Genomic DNA, 17,648 nt, shown 5'->3' on the forward strand with positions numbered 1-17,648 from the left:
GGGGGCGCCCGGGCTCTGGGGGCCTTTGGGGGGCACATGAGAAAGCGCAAGCTCAGATCCATATCCGCCGCCTTGACCGTGGCGGCGGGCTCGCTGGCGGCCGGCGCGGTGGCACCGCAGCCGGCCGGCGCGCTGACCGCGCCGGTGGCGATCACCGCCGACAACCTGCCGACCTGGCAGACCAACGGCATCGTCTTCGCGATGGCACAGGCGAACGGGACCGTCTTCGCGGGCGGCACCTTCTCGTCGGTGCGGCCGTCGGGGGAGGCGGCGGGGGGCGCCGGTGAGCAGGAGGCGGTCAACTTCGCCGCCTTCGACGCGGCGACCGGCGCGCCGACGGACTGCAAGCTGTCCTTCACCGTCGGCTCGGGTACCGCGACCGTCAGGGCGCTGGCCGTCTCGCCGGACGGCACGACCCTGTACGCGGGCGGCTTCTTCGGGGCGGTCAACGGGACGCCGGTGAGCAGCCTGGCCGCGATCGACATCGCGACCTGCGCCGTGAAGTCCGGGTTCGGGGTGTCGGTCAACGCCACCGTGCGCGCCCTGGCCGTCAGCGGCGACACCGTCTACCTGGGCGGCGACTTCTCCTCCGTCGGAGGCCAGCCCCGCAGCGACTTCGCGGCCGTGAGCACCTCCGGCGCCGTCACCCCCTTCACCGCCGACGGCGACGCGCCCGGCCGCGCGCTCGCGCTCACCCCGGACGGGAGCAAGGCGATCCTGGGCGGCGACTTCGACCGGGTCAACGGGACCGCCTCGCACGCGCTGGCCGTCGTGGACGCCGGCACCGGCGCGGTGGTCAAGGGCTACGGCTCCTCCTTCATCCCGTCGACCTCGGTCGTCAAGGACATCGCCACCGACGCGACCGGCTTCTACACCGGCAACGAGGGCACCGGCGGCGGCGTGTTCGACGGCCGTATCGCGATCAACCTCAGCGACCTCAACCAGCGCTGGCGGGACACCTGCCTGGGAGCCACCCAGTCGGTCGAGGTCTACAAGACCGTGCTGTACAGCGGCTCGCACGCGCACGACTGCAGCACCATGAACGAGTACCCCAACCAGCGGCGCAAGCACCTGCTCGCGCAGGGCGTCGACAACCCGGCGAAGCTGGGCTGGTTCCCCGACACCAACGACGGCCTGGGCGAGGGCATCGGCCCGCGCGCCATGAGCCTGGCCTCCTCCGGCGGCACCGACTACCTGTGGGTGGGCGGTGAGTTCACCACGGTCAACGGGGTGGCCCAGCAGGGCCTGACCCGCTTCGCCTCCGGTCCCGACACGGGGGTCCCGACGACGCCGAACGTCAACGTCTCCAGCGTGACGCCGGGTTCGGTCGCGGTGCGCGTGCAGACCAGCCTGGACCTCGACGACAGCTCGCTGACCTACCGCGTGTACAAGAACGGCGGCGCGACGCCGGTGTACACCACGACCGCGTCGTCGCTCCCGTGGGTCCGCCCGCAGTTCACCTGGACCGACACCGACGTGACCGCGGGCGCCACGTACACCTACCGCGTGACCGCGAGCGACGGCACCAACACCACTGTCAAGTCCCCGACCCAGACGGTGACCGCGGCGACCGTGCCCGAGGCCTACCCGACCCAGGTCCTCGCCGACGGCGCGACGCTGTACTGGCGCTACAACGAGACCGCCAACACCTTCGTCGCCGACAACTCCCCGGCGGACGACGGCGGCAACCACGTCGGCGGCCCGACCCGCGGCGTCAGCCCGGGCGCGCTGACCGGTTCGGCCAGTACGGCCGTGACGTACAACGGCACGACGCAGTGGTCGTACAGCGACGCCAAGCACAGCCGGCCGTCCTCGTACAGCATCGAGACCTGGTTCAGAACGACGACCACCGCCGGCGGGAAGCTCGTCGGCTTCGGCGACCGGACCTCCGAGATCAGCGCCACCACGGACAAGCACGTCTACATGACCAACGCGGGCCGGCTGATCTTCGGTGTGCGCAGCGGCAGCAACCGCACCGTCACCACCTCCGCGGCCTACAACGACGGCCAGTGGCACCACGTCGTCGCCACGCAGGGCTCGACGGGGATGCGGCTGTACGTCGACGGCGCGCTGCAGGCATCCAGTCCGTTCACCACCGGGGGCACCGACTACACCGGCTACTGGCACGTCGGCGGGGACAATCTGTCGGGCTGGACCAGCCGCCCGACCAGCAACTACTTCGCCGGCTCCCTCGACGAGACCGCGATCTACCCGAGCGTCCTGTCGCCCGCGCAGATCGCCCTTCACTACTCCCTGGGGACGAACGGATGACCCGTACGCACCGCCGGGTCCGCCTCGCCGCCGCCGTCCTCGTGACGGCGGCGGCGGTGCTGCTCACCGGCTGCTCCAGCGGTTCGGACGGCCCCGGCGGGTCCGGCGGCTCCGGCACGAAGGACGCCGCGCGGGGCGGATCCGCCCCCGCCGCGACCGCACCCGCCACGGCGTCCACCGGGTCCGCCGGTGCCACCTCCGCGCCCTCCGCGCCGGCGGACCCCGCCTCCGACACCGTCCCCAGCGGGCCCAAGGTCCCCCAGGGCGAACTGACCCCGGTCACCGGCTCCTTCACCAAGAAGGAGAAGGCCTATCTGACCGGACGGGTTCCCAAGGGCACCGATCCGGCGGCCGTGCTCCAGCTCGGCCAGGAGACCTGCGACCGCATCGCCTCGGTCGCCCGGATCGACCGGGACGCCGCCATCGGCGGCATCATCACCGGCCAGATCGGCGGCGCCAACGGCGCGGTCACCCATCTGTGCCCGAAGCAGGAGGACATCCTGCGGGCCGCCGAGACCGGCTTCGCCGACGGCTCCTACACCGTCGGCGCCAAGGCGAAGGCGGGCAGCGTCATCACGCCCGGCACCTACCGCGCCCTGACCCCCACCAAGGACTGCACGTGGACGGTGGGGACGAAGTCCGGCACCGCCCGCAAGGTCACCGTCACCGCCGCCGCCAGGACCTTCGGCTCCCGCGGCTGCTTCGCGTGGGCGAAGGAGGACCGATGACCGAACTCGTCAGCAGACTGCCCGTGGTGGTGGCGATCCCCACCAAGAACGAGGCCGAGAACATCGCCACGACCGTCGACGCGGTCGCCGGCCACTTCGAGGCGGTCGTGGTCGTCGACTCCGGCAGCACCGACGACACGCAGGCGATCGCCGTGGCGCACGGCGCCGAGGTCGTCCCGTACACCTGGGACGGCGGCTACCCGAAGAAGAAGCAGTGGTGCCTGGAGAACGTGTACCCGGACGTGCCCTGGCTGCTCTTCCTGGACGGCGACGAGGTGCCGACGCCGGAGCTCATCGCCGAGCTGCGGGAGCTCTTCGCCCGGCCGGTCACGGCGGCCGCCTTCGACATCCCGCTGCTGTACTGGTTCGCCGGACGCCCGCTGCGGCGCGGCCACACCGTGGTCAAGCGCTCGCTGCTGGACCGCACCCGGGTCTCCTACCCCGAGGTCGACGACCTGGCCGCGCCCGGCATGGGCGAGCAGGAGGGCCACTACCAGCCGACGGCGGACGGCCCGGTCGGGCGGCTGCGGGGGCGCATCGAGCACCGCGACCTGGACCCGGTGCGCACCTGGTTCGACCGGCACAACCGCTACTCCGACTGGGAGGCGTGGCTGGAGCACCACCCGGGCGCCAAGGAGCAGGTGCGCGGGCTGAAGACCCGGCAGGGTCGGCTGTTCCAGAAGGTGCCGTTCAAGCCGCTGCTCTTCTTCGGCTACACCTACGTCGCCCGACGGGGCTTCCTCGACGGCCGCGCCGGGTTCGACTACGCGCTGGCGCTCAGTTTCTACCGCTGGCAGATCGGGCTGAAGACGCGCGAGCGGGCGCCTTCATAGCCGTCTCGTACACCTCCTGGAGGGTGTCGAGCACGGCGTCCAGCGACAGTTCGTCCCTGATGAGGCGCCAGGCGGCCTGCGAGGCCGCCTGGTTGGCCTCCGGCCGGAGCAGGTCCAGGACCGCCGCGCCGACGTCGCCGGGGCGGTGCACGACACGGCCTGCGCCGGCCCGATCGATGTCGGGGGCGAGGCCGTTGGACTCCCGAACGACGACGGGCGTGCCCACCGACATCGACTCCAGCAGCGACATCGCGAACGGCTCGTCCACGGAGGGCAGGACGTAGACGTCGGCGGCGCGGAAGGCCTCCAGCGCCTCGGCGTGGCTGAGCGGCCCGACGTGCCGCACCGCATCCGTCACGCCGAGCTCGCGGACGGCCTCCAGGGTGCCGGCCAGCTCGCCCGAGTCGGGTCCGGCCAGGACGAAGCGCGCGTCGGGGTACCGCCCCAGCACCTCCGGGATCGCGGCGGCGAAGTCGCGCGGACGCTTGCGGGTCTGGAACCGCGCCAGGTAGAGGACGGTCGGCGGGCCGCTGCGGGTGCGCGGCTGGTGCAGCGCGGTGCCGTTGGGCAGCCGTACGGGACGGGCCGGTCCGCCGGGGCCGGCGACGGCCTCCAGGTCGCCGCGCTCCCACTCGGTGAGGTGCAGGACGGCGTCCGCGCGGCGCAGCAGGCGCTTGGTGGCGAGGGCGTCCAGCACCTTGGCGAGCGGCTTGTCGCTGGGGTCGATCATGCCGTGGGTCTGCAGCACCAGCGGCCGGCCGCACTGGAGCGCCGCCACCGCCACCGGCAGCGTGATCAGGTCGCGCATCAGGTGGACGTGGACGACGTCGGCCGAGCGCACCAGGCGCCGGGCGCCGGCCAGCAGCGAGGGCGAGGTGATCCCGGAGACCTCGAAGCGCGGCAGGACGTGCCGGGCCTGGAAGACCCGCGCGGGCACGCCCTCCACCTCGTCCGGCAACCGCCCCGGCGGGAACCCGTCGCCCAGGGTGACGAGTTCGGCGTCGACGCCGCGGCCGCGCAGGCCCGCGGCCAGGTTGAGGGCGACCCGGGTGGGACCGCCGAAGGCGTTGGTGGGCGTGTGCAGGGTGACGACGTGCAGGACCTTCACCGTTGCGGCTCCTTGAGCGGGCGCGTGCCGTCGGCCGCGTGCAGGGTGAGCTCGGGCAGGTCCCTGGCGAGCACGGTGCCGGCGGCGACGACCGCGTGCCGGCCGACGGTCACCCCGGCGAGCACGACGGCGCGGGCGGCGACCCAGGCGCCGTCCTCGACGGTGATGGGCGCGTTGCGGTAGCGGAAGTCCACCGCGCGGTGGTCGTGGCTGCCGGTGCAGAGCAGCGCCTCCTGCGAGACGCAGACATGGGCGCCGAGGGTGATGGGCTCCAGGTTGAGCAGCCAGGCGCCCTCGCCGATCCAGGTGTGGTCGCCGACCGTCAGTTTCCAGGGCCACAGCACCCGCACCCGGTGGCGCACGAGCACGCCCTCGCCGATCGTGGCGCCGAAGGCGCGCAGCAGGGCGACCCGCAGCCGCGCCGGGCAGAACCAGGCGGCGAAGACGGTGTTCATCACGGCGAACCACAGGGCCTGGACCACCTTGCCCCGCCCCTTGTCGTACCCGGCCAGTGTGAAGGCCGTCAGATCACGTGCCGTCACGGCGCACCCCCCTGTGTCCCCCGTACCCGTGCCCTCCCCGGCACCGTCCGCACAGATTATCGGCGTACACGGTTGCGGGGCAGCCGGATCTATAGACTGCCCGAGGGGAATCGTTGGGGGGCTGTTGCATGGCGGTTCAGACGCACGAAATCCGGTCACCGGGCCTGCCGCCGGGCAAGGTTGAGGTCCCGGCCGTCTCGCCGCGGGCGCTGCTGTCCCGGGCACTGGCGGTGCCGCTGATCCTCGGTCTGGGACTGTTCCTGCCCGCGCTGGTCGCCGTGCAGCCGGGGCCGGGCGTACGGGACAGCGTCTTCTGGGTGCAGATGGTGCTGACCAGCTATGCGGGCATCCGGCTCGCGGTGATGGCGCTGACGGCCCATCGCAAGCTGATCCAGGGCTCGTTCTGGCTCTTCGTGTACGTGGCGATGGGCGTCGCCCCGCTCGCCCAGGACGTCCTGGACCAGACGCCCACGCCGGTGGTCGGCACCCGGGCGGACCTGCTGGTGGCGGTCGCCCTGGTGCTGATCGGCTGCGCCGCGTTCGACGTGGGCACGCTGCTGTCGCGGCACCGCCCCATCCGGCGGGCCCGGCGGCGGGAGCGCTCGGCGTCCTTCCACCGCAAGCGGGTGTTCCTGCTGGCGGCGGTCGCCTTCGCGGGCAGCGCGCTGCTGGTCGTCAAGCTCGGCGGCCCCGCGGTCTTCTTCAGCAGCCGGCAGGCGATCACCGACACCATCCGCGCCGACGGCGCCGCCTCCGCCGAGTCCAATGTGGGCTCCGCCTTCCTGCGCGGCTTCGGCACCGTGCCGGCGCTGGTGGCCCTGCTGATCTTCACGCGCTGGCTGGTGACCTCGCGGCGGGCCCGGCGCCGGCCGCTGGTCATCGCGACCTGGGGCGCCCTGCTGCTGCTCAACGCGGTGGTGAACAACCCCGTCTCCAACCCGCGTTACTGGTTCCTGACGGTTCTGTTCTCCTTCCTGTTCACGGCCTTCCCGAGAAGCCCCGCGATGTACCGGGCGGCGCTGGCCCTCGGCGTCATCGGCGCCCTGGTGGTCTTCCCCTTCGCCGACCGCTTCCGGTACGACGACGGCGGCTACAAACCGGTGGAGACCACGTCGGTCTTCGAACCGCTCGCCGTCAAGGACTACGACCAGGTGGGCATGTTCGCCAACACCGTCACCTTCGCCGACAGCGGACCCGGCCACTTCTACGGGCGGCAGATCGCGGGTTCCGTGTTCTTCTTCGTGCCGCGCTCGGTGTGGCCGGGCAAACCGCGCGACACCGGCGTCATGATCGGCCAGTGGATGGGCATGAAGAACGTCAACCTCTCCTCCCCCATGTGGGCGGAGCTGTGGATCGACTTCGGCGCGGGGGGCGTCGTCGCGGGCTTCCTGGGCCTGGGCTACCTGTCCGCGCGCGGCGACCGCCTCTATGCCCGGCGGACCGCCGTCGACCGGCGCCCCGGCAATGTCATGGCGATCGTCATCCCGCTGATCGCCGGGTACTCCTTCATCCTGCTGCGCGGCCCGCTGCTGCAGGCCTCGGGCCGCATCGGCGTGGCGCTGATCTGCTTCGCGCTGGTGACCACCCTGCGCTCGGACCCGCGCAGGCTGCTGCGCTGACCGCCGGCCGCGCACCGCCTACTGCGCGGAGGCCCCGGCGGCGGGCGTGGTCAGCGCGTCCAGGGCGCGGCGCAGTTGCGTGCTGGAGGTGTGCACGGTGTACGGGAAGTAGACGACCTCGACGCCGACGGTGGCGAAGTCCCGTTCCAGCCGCAGCCCCTTGTCGGTGCCGCGCCAGTCGTCGCCCTTGAAGATGACGTCGAAGCGGACCTGCTGCCAGGTCTCCAGCTTGTCGGGAACGGTCTCGACGAAGGCGGCGTCCACGAAGCGCACGCTGCGGACGATCTCCAGGCGCTCGATGAGCGGCACAACCGGGGTGCGCCCCTTGGCGAGGGCGGCCATCTCGTCGGAGACCACCCCGGCGACGAGGTAGTCGCACTGACTGCGGGCGTGCCGCAGGATGTTCAGATGCCCGACGTGGAACAGGTCGTAGACGCCGGGAGCGTAGCCCACTCGGTGCGACATGTTGTCAATCCCCCCCACAGGAACACAACCTTCTCGCGAGTTGCGGAGTCTCAGACATTAGCGTGAAGGCGGCATGTTTCTCTGGTGAACGGTTAAGGTGAGCATCTGGTCACTTCTGGGGGGAAGGGGTCCGTCCGTGCCCGAGTTCCAGGGCCGCACTCTGCTGCTGGTCTCCACCAACTACGCGCCCGAGCACGCGGGTATCGGCCCGTACGCCACGCAGATCGCCGAGCACTGGGCGGCGCCCGACGGCGGCGGGGCCGAGGTCCATGTGCTCGCCGGGATGCCGCACTACCCGTCGTGGCGGCTCGACCCGGCCTACCGCGGGGTGTGGCGTGCCGAGGAGCACCGCGCGGGCGTCACGGTGCACCGGCGCCGGCACACCGTGCCGCCGCGTCAGACCGCGCTGCGGCGCGGCCTGTTCGAGGCGTCGGTCCTGGCGCACGGCCTGGTGGCGGCACCGCGGATCCGTCCCGACGCGGTGGTGGCGCAGATGCCGAGCCTGGCGGGCGGTGTGATCGGCGCCCGGGTCGCGGCCCGGCACAAGGTGCCGTACATACCCGTGGTGCAGGACCTCATGGGTGCGGCGGCGGCGCAGAGCGGCATCCGCGGCGGGGACCGGGCGGCGGCCATCGCGGGAGCGGCGGAGGCGTACGCGCTGAAGCGGGCGACGCTGGTCGGCGTCATCCACGAGACCTTCGTCGACAAGGTCGCCGCGATGGGCATCGACCGCGGCCGCATCCGCCTGGTGCCCAACTGGTCGCACGTGGCCCGTCCTTCGCGCCCGCGCGAGGAGACCCGGGCCCGGCTGGGCTGGGCCCCGGAGCGGACGGTGGTGCTGCACTCCGGCAACATGGGGCTCAAGCAGGGCCTGGACGTGCTGGTGGAGGCGGCCCGCCGTGACCCGTCGGTGCGGATCGTGCTCATGGGCGACGGCAACCAGCGCGATCACCTGCGACTGCTGGCCGCGGACGTGCCGAACCTGGAGTTCGCCCCGCCCGCCGGGGACGCGGAGTTCCCCGACGTGCTGGCCGCCGCCGACGTGCTGGCGGTCACGCAGCGCGCCTCGGTGCTGGACATGAGCATCCCCTCCAAGCTCACCTCGTACTTCGCCTCCGGTCGCCCGGTCATCGCCTCCGTCGCCGCCGAGGGGGGCACCGCCCAGGAGGTGGTGCGCTCCGAGGCCGGGCTGCTGGTGGCGCCGGAGGACCCGGAGGCGTTCTTGAAGGCGGTCCGGGCACTGGCCCAGGACCCGGAGGCAGCCGACGAACTGGGCGCCCGCGGCCCGGCGTACGTGGCGGCTCATCTCAGCCGCGAAGCGGGACTGTCACGGATGAGCGCGCTGCTCGCCGAGGCACTGGACACAACGACGCGAGGTGCCGATCCTGTGGGGTCGGACGCATGGGGGGTTCCACGCACGTGAGTGATCAACCGCACGGTTCGCAGATGTCCGAGGCACAGGACGAACCCGATCTCCTCCGGGACCAGTTCCGGCAGCTCATCCGCTACCGCGCGCTGCTCGTGGCGGGTGTGCTGCTCGGCCTGCTGGGCGGCGGCTACCTGGCGCTGACCGGCAGCGACAGCTACGTGGCCACCAGCGAGGTGGTGCTGCGCGCCGCCACGACCGACCCGTTCGCCGCGGGTGCGTCCTCGCCCGACAAGTCGATCAACATCGGCTCGGAGCGGCAGACCGCGATGAGCAACGAGATCGCCAAGCGCGCCGCCAAGCGGCTCGGGCTGTCCTCGCGGGCGGTGCCCGAGCTCCAGTCCGACCTGCAGGTCACCAACCCGCCCAACACCGTGGTGCTGCGCTTCGCGTACACCTGGACCGACGCGGACGAGGCGGCCCGCCGCGCCAACGCCCTGGCCACGGCCTTCATGGACGCGCGCAAGGAGAGCACCGAGAACACCATCAAGAACACCGTGCACGGCCTGCAGAAGCAGCTCGACCCGGTCGTCAAGCAGCGCAAGGAGCTCGACGCCCAGATCGCCGGCCTCGGCGAGGGACCCACCCTGGACGCGGCCACCACCGTGCAGGCCACGCTCGTCGGCCGTATCTCCGAACTCAGCAGCCGCATCACCGAGTTGCAGTCACTGGACACCACCCCCGGCAGCTGGAACCGCGTCGCGACCCCGCCGGACGCGCCCTCCGGCCCCGGACTGGCGATGATGCTCGGGCTCGGCGCGCTCGTCGGCGTCGCCGTCGGCCTGCTCGCCGCCTGGGTACGGCTGGTCTTCGACCCCACCGCGCGTTCCGAGGGCGACGTGGTGCGGGCGCTGCGCGCGCCCGTGCTGGGCACGCTGCCGCGCACCAGGAGCGGCCCGCTGCTCGCCGTCGACCACGCCGACCCGCGCCTGGCCGAGGAGTACCGCTCCGTCGCCTTCCGGCTCGCCTACGACCAGCGCTTCGCCGACCGGCGGCGGCTGCTGGTGGTCGCCCCGCGCGGCACCGGGGACACGGCCGCCGCGGTGGCGGTCAACCTGGCCGCGTCCTTCGCCGAGATGGGCATGGACGTCCTGCTGGTCGAGGCCGACCTGCGCACCCCCGGACTGTCGGCGCGGCTGCGCGCGGCGGACGGCTCCCGGCCCGGCTGGGCGCGCTCCCCGCAGCTCAGCGAGGGCGGCTGGCCGGCCGGCATCCAGGTGCCCGTCGACGCGGGCGAGTCCGGCTCCTTCGACCTCGTGCCGGGACGCCGGGTGCGCAATGTGGCCCGCGCGCTCACCTCGGCCGCTGCCGGGCGGCTGTTCGCGGAGGCCGACGAGCCGGGGTCGGCCGTCGTCGTCCTGGCCCCGGCGGTCCTGACGTACGCGGACGCGCTGGCGCTGGCCGACCGCATCGACGGCGTCCTGGTCGTCGCCGACCCGCACGCGGTGCACCGCGCCGACCTGGACCGGGTGCGGCAGCTGATCAGCGGCGCGGGCAGCACCGTGCTCGGCTCCGTGCTGCACAGCCCGCCGGGCGGCCGCTGGTGGTCACGGCGGCGGCTCGCCCGGCGCAACCGCAAGGCCGCCGCGCCGCGCGCCGCGGCGGCGGCGGGCGCGGGTGCCACGGGCGGGGCGGGCGCGGAGACGCCGGCCGCGGACACGGCCCCGGCCCCCGCCCTGACGGCCGAGGACAAGACCACGGACACCATCCCGCTGCGCACGGTGACCCGGTGACGGAGCGGCCGGCGCCCGGCGCCAAGGCCGCCATCGTCTGCTCCGTCCTCGACCAGGGTGTCGCCGCGCTCACGAACATCCTCGTGCTCGTGGTCGCCGCCCGGCTGTCCAGCGCGGCCGGATTCTCGGTCTTCTCGATGGTCTACGCCGTCTTCTCCGTGCTGCTCGGCGTCAACGTCTCCTACGTCGGCCAGGCGCTGGTGCTGGAACGCGGCGAGGACTCCGCGGTGCGCGCCGCGTGCCGCTCGGCGGCCGGATTCGTCGCCGTCGCGTCGGCGGTCGTCGGCGTCACGATGGCGGCGGTCCTCGTCCTGGTACCGGGTACGACCGCACGGGCACTGGCGGTCCTCGGGCTGGTACTGCCCCTGGTCCTCACGCAGGACGGGCTGCGCTACTGCTTCTCCACCCTCCGCCTGCCGCATCTCGCCCTGGTCGGGGACGTGCTGCGGCTCGCCGTCGCGCTGCCCGCGCTCGCCCTGCAGCCGCACGGCGCCGGGCCCGCGCGCCTGGTGGCCGTGTGGGGGCTGTCGGCGGTGCCCGCCCTGCTCGCCGGCATCGCGCTGCTCGCGCCCCGGCTGCGCGGCGCGCCCTCGGACGTGCGGCGCTTCCTGCGCAAGGGGCACCTGGGGCGCCGCTTCGTGGTCGAGTACGGGGTCGGCAACGCCTCCAGCCAGCTCGCGGTCGTCGGACTCGGCCTGTTCGCCAGCCCGTTGGCGGTCGGCGCACTGCGCGGCACGACCACCCTCTTCGGGCCGATGAACGTGCTCTTCAACTCCGCCACCGCCTTCGGGCCGCCGCTGCTGGGCCGGGTACCCGGCATGCGCGGCCAGGTCCGGGCCACGGCCGTGCTCGCCGGGATCCTGGCCGCCGTCGCCGCCGTGTGGACGGCGGTACTGACGGCCCTGCCCGACCGGTTCGGCCGCCAGCTCCTCGGCGCCACCTGGCCGGCCGCGGAGGGCCTGCTCCCCGCCACCGGCACGCAGTACGCCGCCATCGCGGCGGGCACCAGCGCCCTGCTCACCCTGCGCGTCCTCCAGCCCCGCGCGACCCTGCCCATCCAGGTCGTCTTCTCCCTCGCCTCCATCGCCTTCATGGTCTGCGGTTACGCGCTGGCCGCCGTCCCCGGCGCGGCCTGGGGCCTCGCCCTCGGCTCCGCCCTCAAGGCCGCCGTCCTGTGGACCCGCGTCACCCTCGTCCGCCGCGCGCCCGCCACCGCGGGCCAGGACCCCCACCCCGAACCCACCCCAGCGGGCGCCTGACGCGCCGCGCGCCAACCGCGCCGGCCACGGAACGCGCCCGCCCCCGCGAAGGATGAGCATCGGCCCCATGACCTCCGACCGTGCCCTCGTACCCGACGACTTCGCCGTACCGGCGGAGCTGATCACCCCGCGGTTCCGTCTGGAACCCCTGGGGCCCCGGCACAACGCCGCCGACCACGCCGCGTGGACCTCCAGCATCGAGCACATCCGTGCCACCCCGGGCTTCCAGGACCGGGGATGGCCTCCCGCGGAGGGGATGACCCTGGAGGCCAACCTCGTCGACCTGCGGCGTCACGCGGACGACTTCGCCCAGCGCCGTGGATTCACCTACACCGTCATCGAGACCGCCGGCGGGGAGGTGATCGGGTGCGTCTACATCTATCCCTCCCGCAGCGACGACCACGACACCGACGTCCGCTCCTGGGTCCGTGCCGACAGGGCCGAGCTGGACGCGCCCGTGCACGAGGCCGTCACGACCTGGCTGTCCGCGCACTGGCCCCTCGGGACCATCGACCACCACCCCCGCGGTTGACCTTCCCGGTCGGAGGCCAGGCCCCTGCTCAGCAGGTGATCGGCGGCGCTGTGGTCGATGCCCCGGTCGGCGCCAACCCGCACGGCTGCGAACGCGACGGCTCCCTCGAACGCCCCGCCTCCGCAGGGGCAACCGGACGCGGCCGGGTCCGCGTCCGCCCAGTGCTCCTCGATGCCCGCGATGACGGCACGGCCACCGCAACCGGGGCCGTCGCATTCGGCTCCGCCCTCGACGCCGTCGCCGAGCACGCGGACCACGCGCCCGCCGCACACGCAGAAGGCGATCACCTGCGATCAGCGTGACCGCCCGTCCAGGACGCCGCAGCCCGGCCTCCTGGCCTCCTGGACGGGCCGGTGGCCCCGCACCCACGGCTCACGGCGCCTGGGGCGCCCCCGGTGCCGGGGCGAGACGGGGGAAGAGGGGGACGGGCACCGGGAGGGTGCCGTCGGGGGCGGGAGCGCACTGGGCGGAGATGCGGGACGCGGCGTGCGGGAGGAAGGGGGCGAGTTCGTCGCCGAGGGTGCGGCAGGCGTGGAGGAGGGCGGACAGGACCGCGTCGAGGCGCCGGCCCGCGGAGGCGTTGCGATGCCGGCGTTCGGCGCGGGCCAGTTCCCAGGGGCGGGTCTCGTCGATGCAGCGGTTGGCCTCGTCGACGATCCGCCACACAGCCGCGGCGGCGCCCCGGAAGTCGACCTCGTGCAGGGCCCGCGCGACGTCCGCCGCGGCGCCGTCGCAGGCCGCCCACAGGTGCTCCGTACCGGGCTCCGGGACCCCGCCCCCGCCCGCGCCCGCGCCCGCGCCCGCGCCCGCGGGCACCGTGCCGCCGCGGAAGCGATGGACCATGGTGACCACCCGGTTGACGAGGTTGCCGAAGCCGCCCGCGAGGTCCGCGTCGGCGCGGGTCACGAGCCGTTCGCGGGTGAAGTCCGCGTCCCCGGTCCTGGGTACCTCGCGCAGCAGCCACCAGCGCACGGCGTCGGTGCCGTAGGCGGCGGTCAGTTCGACCGGGTCGACGGTCGTGCCCGCGGACTTGCTGATCTTCCGGCCGTCGACGGTGAGGTAGTCGTGGACCAGGATGTCCGTGGGCAGCGGCAGTCCGGCCGACAGCAGCATGGCCGGCCAGTAGACGGCGTGGAAGCGCAGCACGCCCTTGCCCACCAGGTGCACGCGGCGCCCTTCGCCGGCCCACCACCGTTCGTACTCCGGCGCCCCCGCGCCGTCCTCGCCGCCGTAGCCCAGGCTGGTGACGTAGTTGCCCAGCGCGTCCCACCACACGTAGACGACCTGGCCGGGGTCGCCGGGCACGGGGATGCCCCAGCCGCGGGCCCGGTGCTGCGAGCGGGAGACGGAGAAGTCGCGGAGCCCCCGGCCGAGGAGGGCGAGCACCTCGTTGCGGCGGGCGGCAGGCTCGATCCGCAGCCGGCCGTCCTCGATCAGCTCGCGCAGCACACCGGTCCAACGGGACAGCCGGAAGAACCAGTTCTCCTCCGCGACGGCCTGCGGCTCGGTGCCGTGCTCGGCGCAGCGCCCGTCGACGAGTTCGCCGGGCGTCCAGAACTGCTCGCAGCCCACGCAGTACAGGCCCTCGTAGTGCGTGCGGTACAGGTCGCCGGCCGCCGCGCAGCGGTGCCACAGCCGCTCCACGCCCGCGCGGTGCCGGGGGTCGCGGCTGGTGCGGATGAAGTCGTCGAGCGACAGCGCGAGCGGCCCGTCGAGCGCGGCGAAGGCGGCGGCGTTGCGGTCGACGAACTGCTGCACGGGGACGCCCTCGGCCTCCGCGGCGAGCACGTTCTTCAGGGAGTTGTCGTCCGTGCCGCTCAGGAAGCGCACCGGCTCCCCCGCACGGCGGTGGTGCCGGGCCAGCACGTCGGCCTGCACCAGTTCCAGCGCGAAGCCGAGGTGGGGGCGGGCGTTGACGTACGGAATGGTGGTCGTGACGTAGAACGGGGCCGGTGCGGGACCCGGGGAATGCGTGGTCATCGGAACCTCCTGCGAAAGGGGGCGGGGCTCCGACGCGCACAACAGCCGAGGCCCCGGTCCAGGGCCTCGGAAAACGCGACGCGTCCGACTCAGCAGCCCCGGCAGCGGGGCATCATGCGGCGGGACGAGGCAGTCGCGATCATGCCCCGATGGTAACGGAGCACCGGCCGGAGGTCGCCGCCTTTTCCGGCGGAACGGCCCTCAGCGCAGCTCGCGGAACCACTTCACCAGGAAGGCGGCCAGGTAGAGCGCGTACACCGCGAACAGCGCGGTGTAGGCGGCCAGGAAGACCCGTGGCGCGCCCAGGGTGAGGAAGAGCAGGCAGAAGACGCCGTAGTCGACGGGGAGCAGAGCGACCGCGCGCAGCCGGGACGGCGCGGGCGCGGCGGCCGCCGCACCGGAGGCGGGCGGCGCCTTGGGCTTCAGCTTGTCCGCCAGCAGGCCCCCGCAGAAGAGCAGGACCGCGGCGAGCTGGAAGCCCAGGGGAACCAGCAGCCAGCCGGCGGAGGGCAGTTCGAAGAAGCGGTAGAAGGAGACGAGCACCGCGGAGTGGACCGCGGTGATCTTGGCCGCGTCCACGACGTGGTCCAGCCACTCCCCCGCCGGGCTGCCCCGGCCCAGCAGGCGGGCCAGTTGACCGTCCGCGGAGTCGAAGGCGAAGCCGACGACCAGGCCCAGCCAGACCGCGACGGCCAGCGGCCAGGACGGCCCGGCCAGGGCGAGCGCGGCCACCGCGCCCAGGCTGAACGCCGCGCTGACCAGAGTGACCTGATTGGGCGTCAGCCCCACTCGGTAGGCTCCCGCGGCGAGCACCCGCCCGGTCGGCCGGTTGACGTACCGCGAGTAGAGCGACACGCCCTTGGCGGACTTCTGTGCGGTGCGCAGCTCGCGCAGCGCCCCGGCCATCGTCAGCGTCACGTATCCCCCCACGCCATGCGTCATTCGTGCGCTTCACATCATGTCAGGGTCCGGTCGGATCAGGGGCCGGATGTCAGGTCACGCGGGTGAGCAGCAGGGCGATGTCGTCGCTGCGGGGCGCGGAGCTGCGGGCCTGCCCGACCAGGGCGTCGGCGAGCTCGTCCAGCGAGAGGTCGCCGGCGCGGTCGACGTGGTCGGCGAGGGCTGCGGTCGCCTCGTCGAGGTCGACGCCGCGGGCCTCGACCAAGCCGTCGGTGTACAGGACGAGCAGCGTGCCCGGCGGCAGCGGGATCTCGATCGTCGGGTAGCGCGCGTCGCGGTCGACGCCGAGCAGCGGCCCCGGCGGCACCCGCAGCAGCTCGGAGCCGCCGCCGGGACGCCGCAGGAGCACCGGCGGGTGACCCGCGGTGGCCAGGTGGGCGCGGTTCCGGGCCAGGTCGAGGTGGGCGTAGACGCAGCTGGTGAGCAGCCCGGGGTCGAGGTCGACCAGGAGGCGGTTGGAGCGGGCCAGGACTTCGCTGGGGGACGCCCCGGCGGTGGCGCGGACGGCGGTGCGGACCTCTCCCATCAGGGCGGCGGCGTTGACGTTGTGGCCCTGGACGTCGCCGATGGTCAGGGCGGTCATCTGCGCGCCCAGGCTGATGACGTCGTAGAAGTCGCCGCCGATGTCGATGCCCTGAGTGGCCGGTACGTAGCGGGCGGCCACGTCCAGGCCGGGGATCTCGGGCAGGGCCCGGGGCAGCAGGCGCGCCTGCAGGGTGATGGCGAGGTCGTGCTCGGCGTCGTAGAGCCGGGCGCGGTCCAGCGCCTGCGCGATCAGGCCGGCGATGGAGGTCAGGACGCTGCGTTCGCCCGGCGGGAAGGGGTGCGGCCGGTCGTAGGCGAGCACCATCGTGCCGACCGGGCGGCCGGAGGCGATCAGCGGCAGGAACGCCCAGGCGGCCTTGGTGTCGCGGACCTCGACGGCCGGGTAGAAGCGGCGCAGTTCCGCGACGGTGGCGAAGAAGCCGGGGACGCCGGTCCGCATGACCCGGACGGCGGGATGTCCCATGGTCAGCGGGGACATGTCCAGCTCCGCCATGAGCTCCTCGGTGTACCCGCGGTAGCCGATGATCCGCAGCCGGTCCCCCTCCGCGGTCAGCAGGGAGACGCCCTGCACCCCGAAGACGGCCAGCATCTGCTCCATGACCTGGTCGATGACGTCCTGCACGCCCACGGCCTCGGTGAGCGTCGCGGCCAGGTGCAGCAGGTGGTACAGCGCCACGGCACGATCCTTCGCGGCGGCCTCGGGCAGCCGCGCGGCCGGGGTGTCGGCGTCCACGGGAGCGGGCGCCGCGGTGACGCGGGCGCTGATGCCGGAGGTGTCCGGGTACAGCTCGAAGGACAGCCAGTGGTCGGGCGGCCGCAGCGTGGTGAGGGAAGACGGCCGCAGGCTGATCAGCGCGCCGCGGCAGCTGTCCTCGAAGAGCGGGTCGCCGAGCCACGGCAGGGCGTTCCAGGGCCGGGAGCCCAGGAGTACGGGGATCTCCGCCCCGAGCAGGCGGGCGGCGGCCCGGGTGACGAAGGTGAAGCGCCCGTCCAGGTCCAGCGCGAAGGACGCCTCCGGGAGCCGTTCGGCGAGGCCGGCCGCCGCCAGCGCCTCACCGGGCCCGTGGAGGCGCGCCCGCAGCGGGGAGAGCTTCCTGGGCTCGCGCTCCCAGGGCAGCGGGCACCCCTGGTCGGCGGCCTCCCGCAGCAGCACACCGATGCGGTGGCAGGTGGCCCGTACGGTGCTGCGCTCCCGCAGCGACAGCTGCGGGTCGCGGGCGCCGGGCAGGAAGAGCACGAGTCCGCCCCAGGACCTGCCGCCGGAGGTGATCGGGGCGGCGGCCAGCGCGAAATCGTAGGGGAGCACCAGGGCGAGCCGGGGGTAGGTCCGTGCGGTGTCCTCGGGGCCGCCGAGCCAGACCAGGCGGTCGTCGCGGACCGCGTCGGAGACGGGGGTGCGGTAGGCCATGGCTATGCGGGCCCACAGACCGGCGAACGACTGCGGACCGCCGACGAGCGTCGTCAGGCGCAGTGTCTCGTCGGCGGGGTCCAGCACGTAGAGCAGCCCCATGGACGCGCCCGTCTCGCGCGTCACCTGGAGCAGTGGGGGGTCGATCAGCTCCGGGCCCGGACCCACGGCACCCATGCCGTCGGCGTCCGTGGCGACTCCGGCGGGGTTCCGCATGCTTTCCCCTTCCGGCTGCGGA

General features: G+C 73.7%; 14 protein-coding genes. 8 read left to right on the forward strand and 6 right to left on the reverse strand.

Going from position 1 to position 17,648, the window contains the following annotated elements; translation table 11 throughout:
- Nucleotides 1–36: 36 nt before the first annotated feature.
- The 3 genes from ACIP98_RS20525 to ACIP98_RS20535 are packed head-to-tail and all read left to right on the forward strand — an operon-like array spanning nt 37 to nt 3,832.
- Nucleotides 37–2,271, forward strand: coding sequence for a LamG-like jellyroll fold domain-containing protein (locus ACIP98_RS20525; protein ID WP_401977191.1), 2,235 nt, complete (start codon nt 37–39; stop codon nt 2,269–2,271).
- A complete protein-coding gene (locus ACIP98_RS20530; protein ID WP_401977192.1) occupies nt 2,268–2,999 on the forward strand; it encodes a hypothetical protein in 732 nt (243 codons plus the stop codon). The genes ACIP98_RS20525 and ACIP98_RS20530 overlap by 4 nt, the downstream gene beginning before the upstream one ends.
- Nucleotides 2,996–3,832 (forward strand): glycosyltransferase family 2 protein, encoded by an 837-nt coding sequence (locus ACIP98_RS20535; RefSeq protein WP_319662261.1) that lies wholly within the window; start codon nt 2,996–2,998, stop codon nt 3,830–3,832. Before ACIP98_RS20530 ends, ACIP98_RS20535 begins: the two co-directional genes overlap by 4 nt.
- Here the strand turns inward: ACIP98_RS20535 and ACIP98_RS20540 are convergent.
- Both ACIP98_RS20540 and ACIP98_RS20545 read right to left on the reverse strand, forming a co-directional pair.
- Nucleotides 3,777–4,940 (reverse strand): glycosyltransferase, encoded by a 1,164-nt coding sequence (locus ACIP98_RS20540; RefSeq protein WP_319662262.1) that lies wholly within the window; start codon nt 4,938–4,940, stop codon nt 3,777–3,779. The genes ACIP98_RS20535 and ACIP98_RS20540 overlap by 56 nt on opposite strands.
- On the reverse strand, nt 4,937–5,482 hold the full coding sequence (locus ACIP98_RS20545; RefSeq protein WP_319662263.1) for a WcaF family extracellular polysaccharide biosynthesis acetyltransferase: 546 nt from the start codon (nt 5,480–5,482) through the stop codon (nt 4,937–4,939). Before ACIP98_RS20545 ends, ACIP98_RS20540 begins: the two co-directional genes overlap by 4 nt.
- Nucleotides 5,483–5,610: 128 nt before the next feature.
- On the opposite strand from ACIP98_RS20545, the gene ACIP98_RS20550 reads away from it, so the two are divergent.
- Complete coding sequence (locus ACIP98_RS20550) at nt 5,611–7,101, forward strand: hypothetical protein (RefSeq protein ID WP_319662264.1); 1,491 nt, start codon at nt 5,611–5,613, stop codon at nt 7,099–7,101.
- A gap of 18 nt (nt 7,102–7,119) precedes the next feature.
- Here ACIP98_RS20550 and ACIP98_RS20555 read toward each other — a convergent pair whose 3' ends face one another.
- Nucleotides 7,120–7,566, reverse strand: a complete 447-nt coding sequence (locus tag ACIP98_RS20555; RefSeq protein WP_319662265.1) for an adenylyltransferase/cytidyltransferase family protein — start codon at nt 7,564–7,566, stop codon at nt 7,120–7,122.
- A 166-nt stretch (nt 7,567–7,732) separates the two neighbouring features.
- Here ACIP98_RS20555 and ACIP98_RS20560 point away from each other — a divergent pair, with 166 nt between their 5' ends.
- From ACIP98_RS20560 to ACIP98_RS20575, 4 genes are all read left to right on the forward strand, one after another.
- Nucleotides 7,733–8,989, forward strand: a complete 1,257-nt coding sequence (locus tag ACIP98_RS20560) for a glycosyltransferase family 4 protein (protein WP_401977406.1) — start codon at nt 7,733–7,735, stop codon at nt 8,987–8,989.
- Between the two features lie 23 nt (nt 8,990–9,012).
- Entirely contained in the window at nt 9,013–10,725 is a 1,713-nt protein-coding gene (locus ACIP98_RS20565; RefSeq protein ID WP_401977195.1) for a lipopolysaccharide biosynthesis protein, read from the forward strand.
- Nucleotides 10,722–11,984 (forward strand): hypothetical protein, encoded by a 1,263-nt coding sequence (locus ACIP98_RS20570; RefSeq protein ID WP_319662499.1) that lies wholly within the window; start codon nt 10,722–10,724, stop codon nt 11,982–11,984. Before ACIP98_RS20565 ends, ACIP98_RS20570 begins: the two co-directional genes overlap by 4 nt.
- A gap of 67 nt (nt 11,985–12,051) precedes the next feature.
- Complete coding sequence (locus ACIP98_RS20575; RefSeq protein WP_319662500.1) at nt 12,052–12,516, forward strand: N-acetyltransferase; 465 nt, start codon at nt 12,052–12,054, stop codon at nt 12,514–12,516.
- A gap of 372 nt (nt 12,517–12,888) precedes the next feature.
- Here the strand turns inward: ACIP98_RS20575 and ACIP98_RS20580 are convergent, their stop codons facing one another.
- The 3 genes from ACIP98_RS20580 to ACIP98_RS20590 form a co-directional block, all read right to left on the reverse strand.
- Complete coding sequence (locus ACIP98_RS20580; protein WP_401977198.1) at nt 12,889–14,496, reverse strand: methionine--tRNA ligase; 1,608 nt, start codon at nt 14,494–14,496, stop codon at nt 12,889–12,891.
- A gap of 201 nt (nt 14,497–14,697) precedes the next feature.
- Nucleotides 14,698–15,438: a CDP-alcohol phosphatidyltransferase family protein gene (locus tag ACIP98_RS20585; RefSeq protein WP_401977199.1), complete on the reverse strand. Its 741-nt coding sequence runs from the start codon at nt 15,436–15,438 to the stop codon at nt 14,698–14,700.
- 49 nt (nt 15,439–15,487) lie between these two features.
- On the reverse strand, nt 15,488–17,626 hold the full coding sequence (locus tag ACIP98_RS20590; protein ID WP_401977201.1) for a SpoIIE family protein phosphatase: 2,139 nt from the start codon (nt 17,624–17,626) through the stop codon (nt 15,488–15,490).
- Between the last annotated feature and the right edge of the window lie 22 nt (nt 17,627–17,648).

The organism is Streptomyces sp. NPDC088354 (genome assembly GCF_044753585.1).
GTDB lineage: Bacteria > Actinomycetota > Actinomycetes > Streptomycetales > Streptomycetaceae > Actinacidiphila.

Bases quoted from the DNA above. Each gene is read 5' to 3' on its own strand.
- ACIP98_RS20525 (WP_401977191.1), top strand. From the start codon at position 37: ATGAGAAAGCGCAAGCTCAGATCCATATCCGCCGCCTTGACCGTGGCG.
- ACIP98_RS20530 (WP_401977192.1), top strand. From the start codon at position 2,268: ATGACCCGTACGCACCGCCGGGTCCGCCTCGCCGCCGCCGTCCTCGTG.
- ACIP98_RS20535 (WP_319662261.1), top strand. From the start codon at position 2,996: ATGACCGAACTCGTCAGCAGACTGCCCGTGGTGGTGGCGATCCCCACC.
- ACIP98_RS20550 (WP_319662264.1), top strand. From the start codon at position 5,611: ATGGCGGTTCAGACGCACGAAATCCGGTCACCGGGCCTGCCGCCGGGC.
- ACIP98_RS20555 (WP_319662265.1), bottom strand. From the start codon at position 7,566: ATGTCGCACCGAGTGGGCTACGCTCCCGGCGTCTACGACCTGTTCCAC.
- ACIP98_RS20565 (WP_401977195.1), top strand. From the start codon at position 9,013: ATGTCCGAGGCACAGGACGAACCCGATCTCCTCCGGGACCAGTTCCGG.
- ACIP98_RS20575 (WP_319662500.1), top strand. From the start codon at position 12,052: ATGACCTCCGACCGTGCCCTCGTACCCGACGACTTCGCCGTACCGGCG.
- ACIP98_RS20580 (WP_401977198.1), bottom strand. From the start codon at position 14,496: ATGACCACGCATTCCCCGGGTCCCGCACCGGCCCCGTTCTACGTCACG.
- ACIP98_RS20585 (WP_401977199.1), bottom strand. From the start codon at position 15,438: ATGACGCATGGCGTGGGGGGATACGTGACGCTGACGATGGCCGGGGCG.
- ACIP98_RS20590 (WP_401977201.1), bottom strand. From the start codon at position 17,626: ATGCGGAACCCCGCCGGAGTCGCCACGGACGCCGACGGCATGGGTGCC.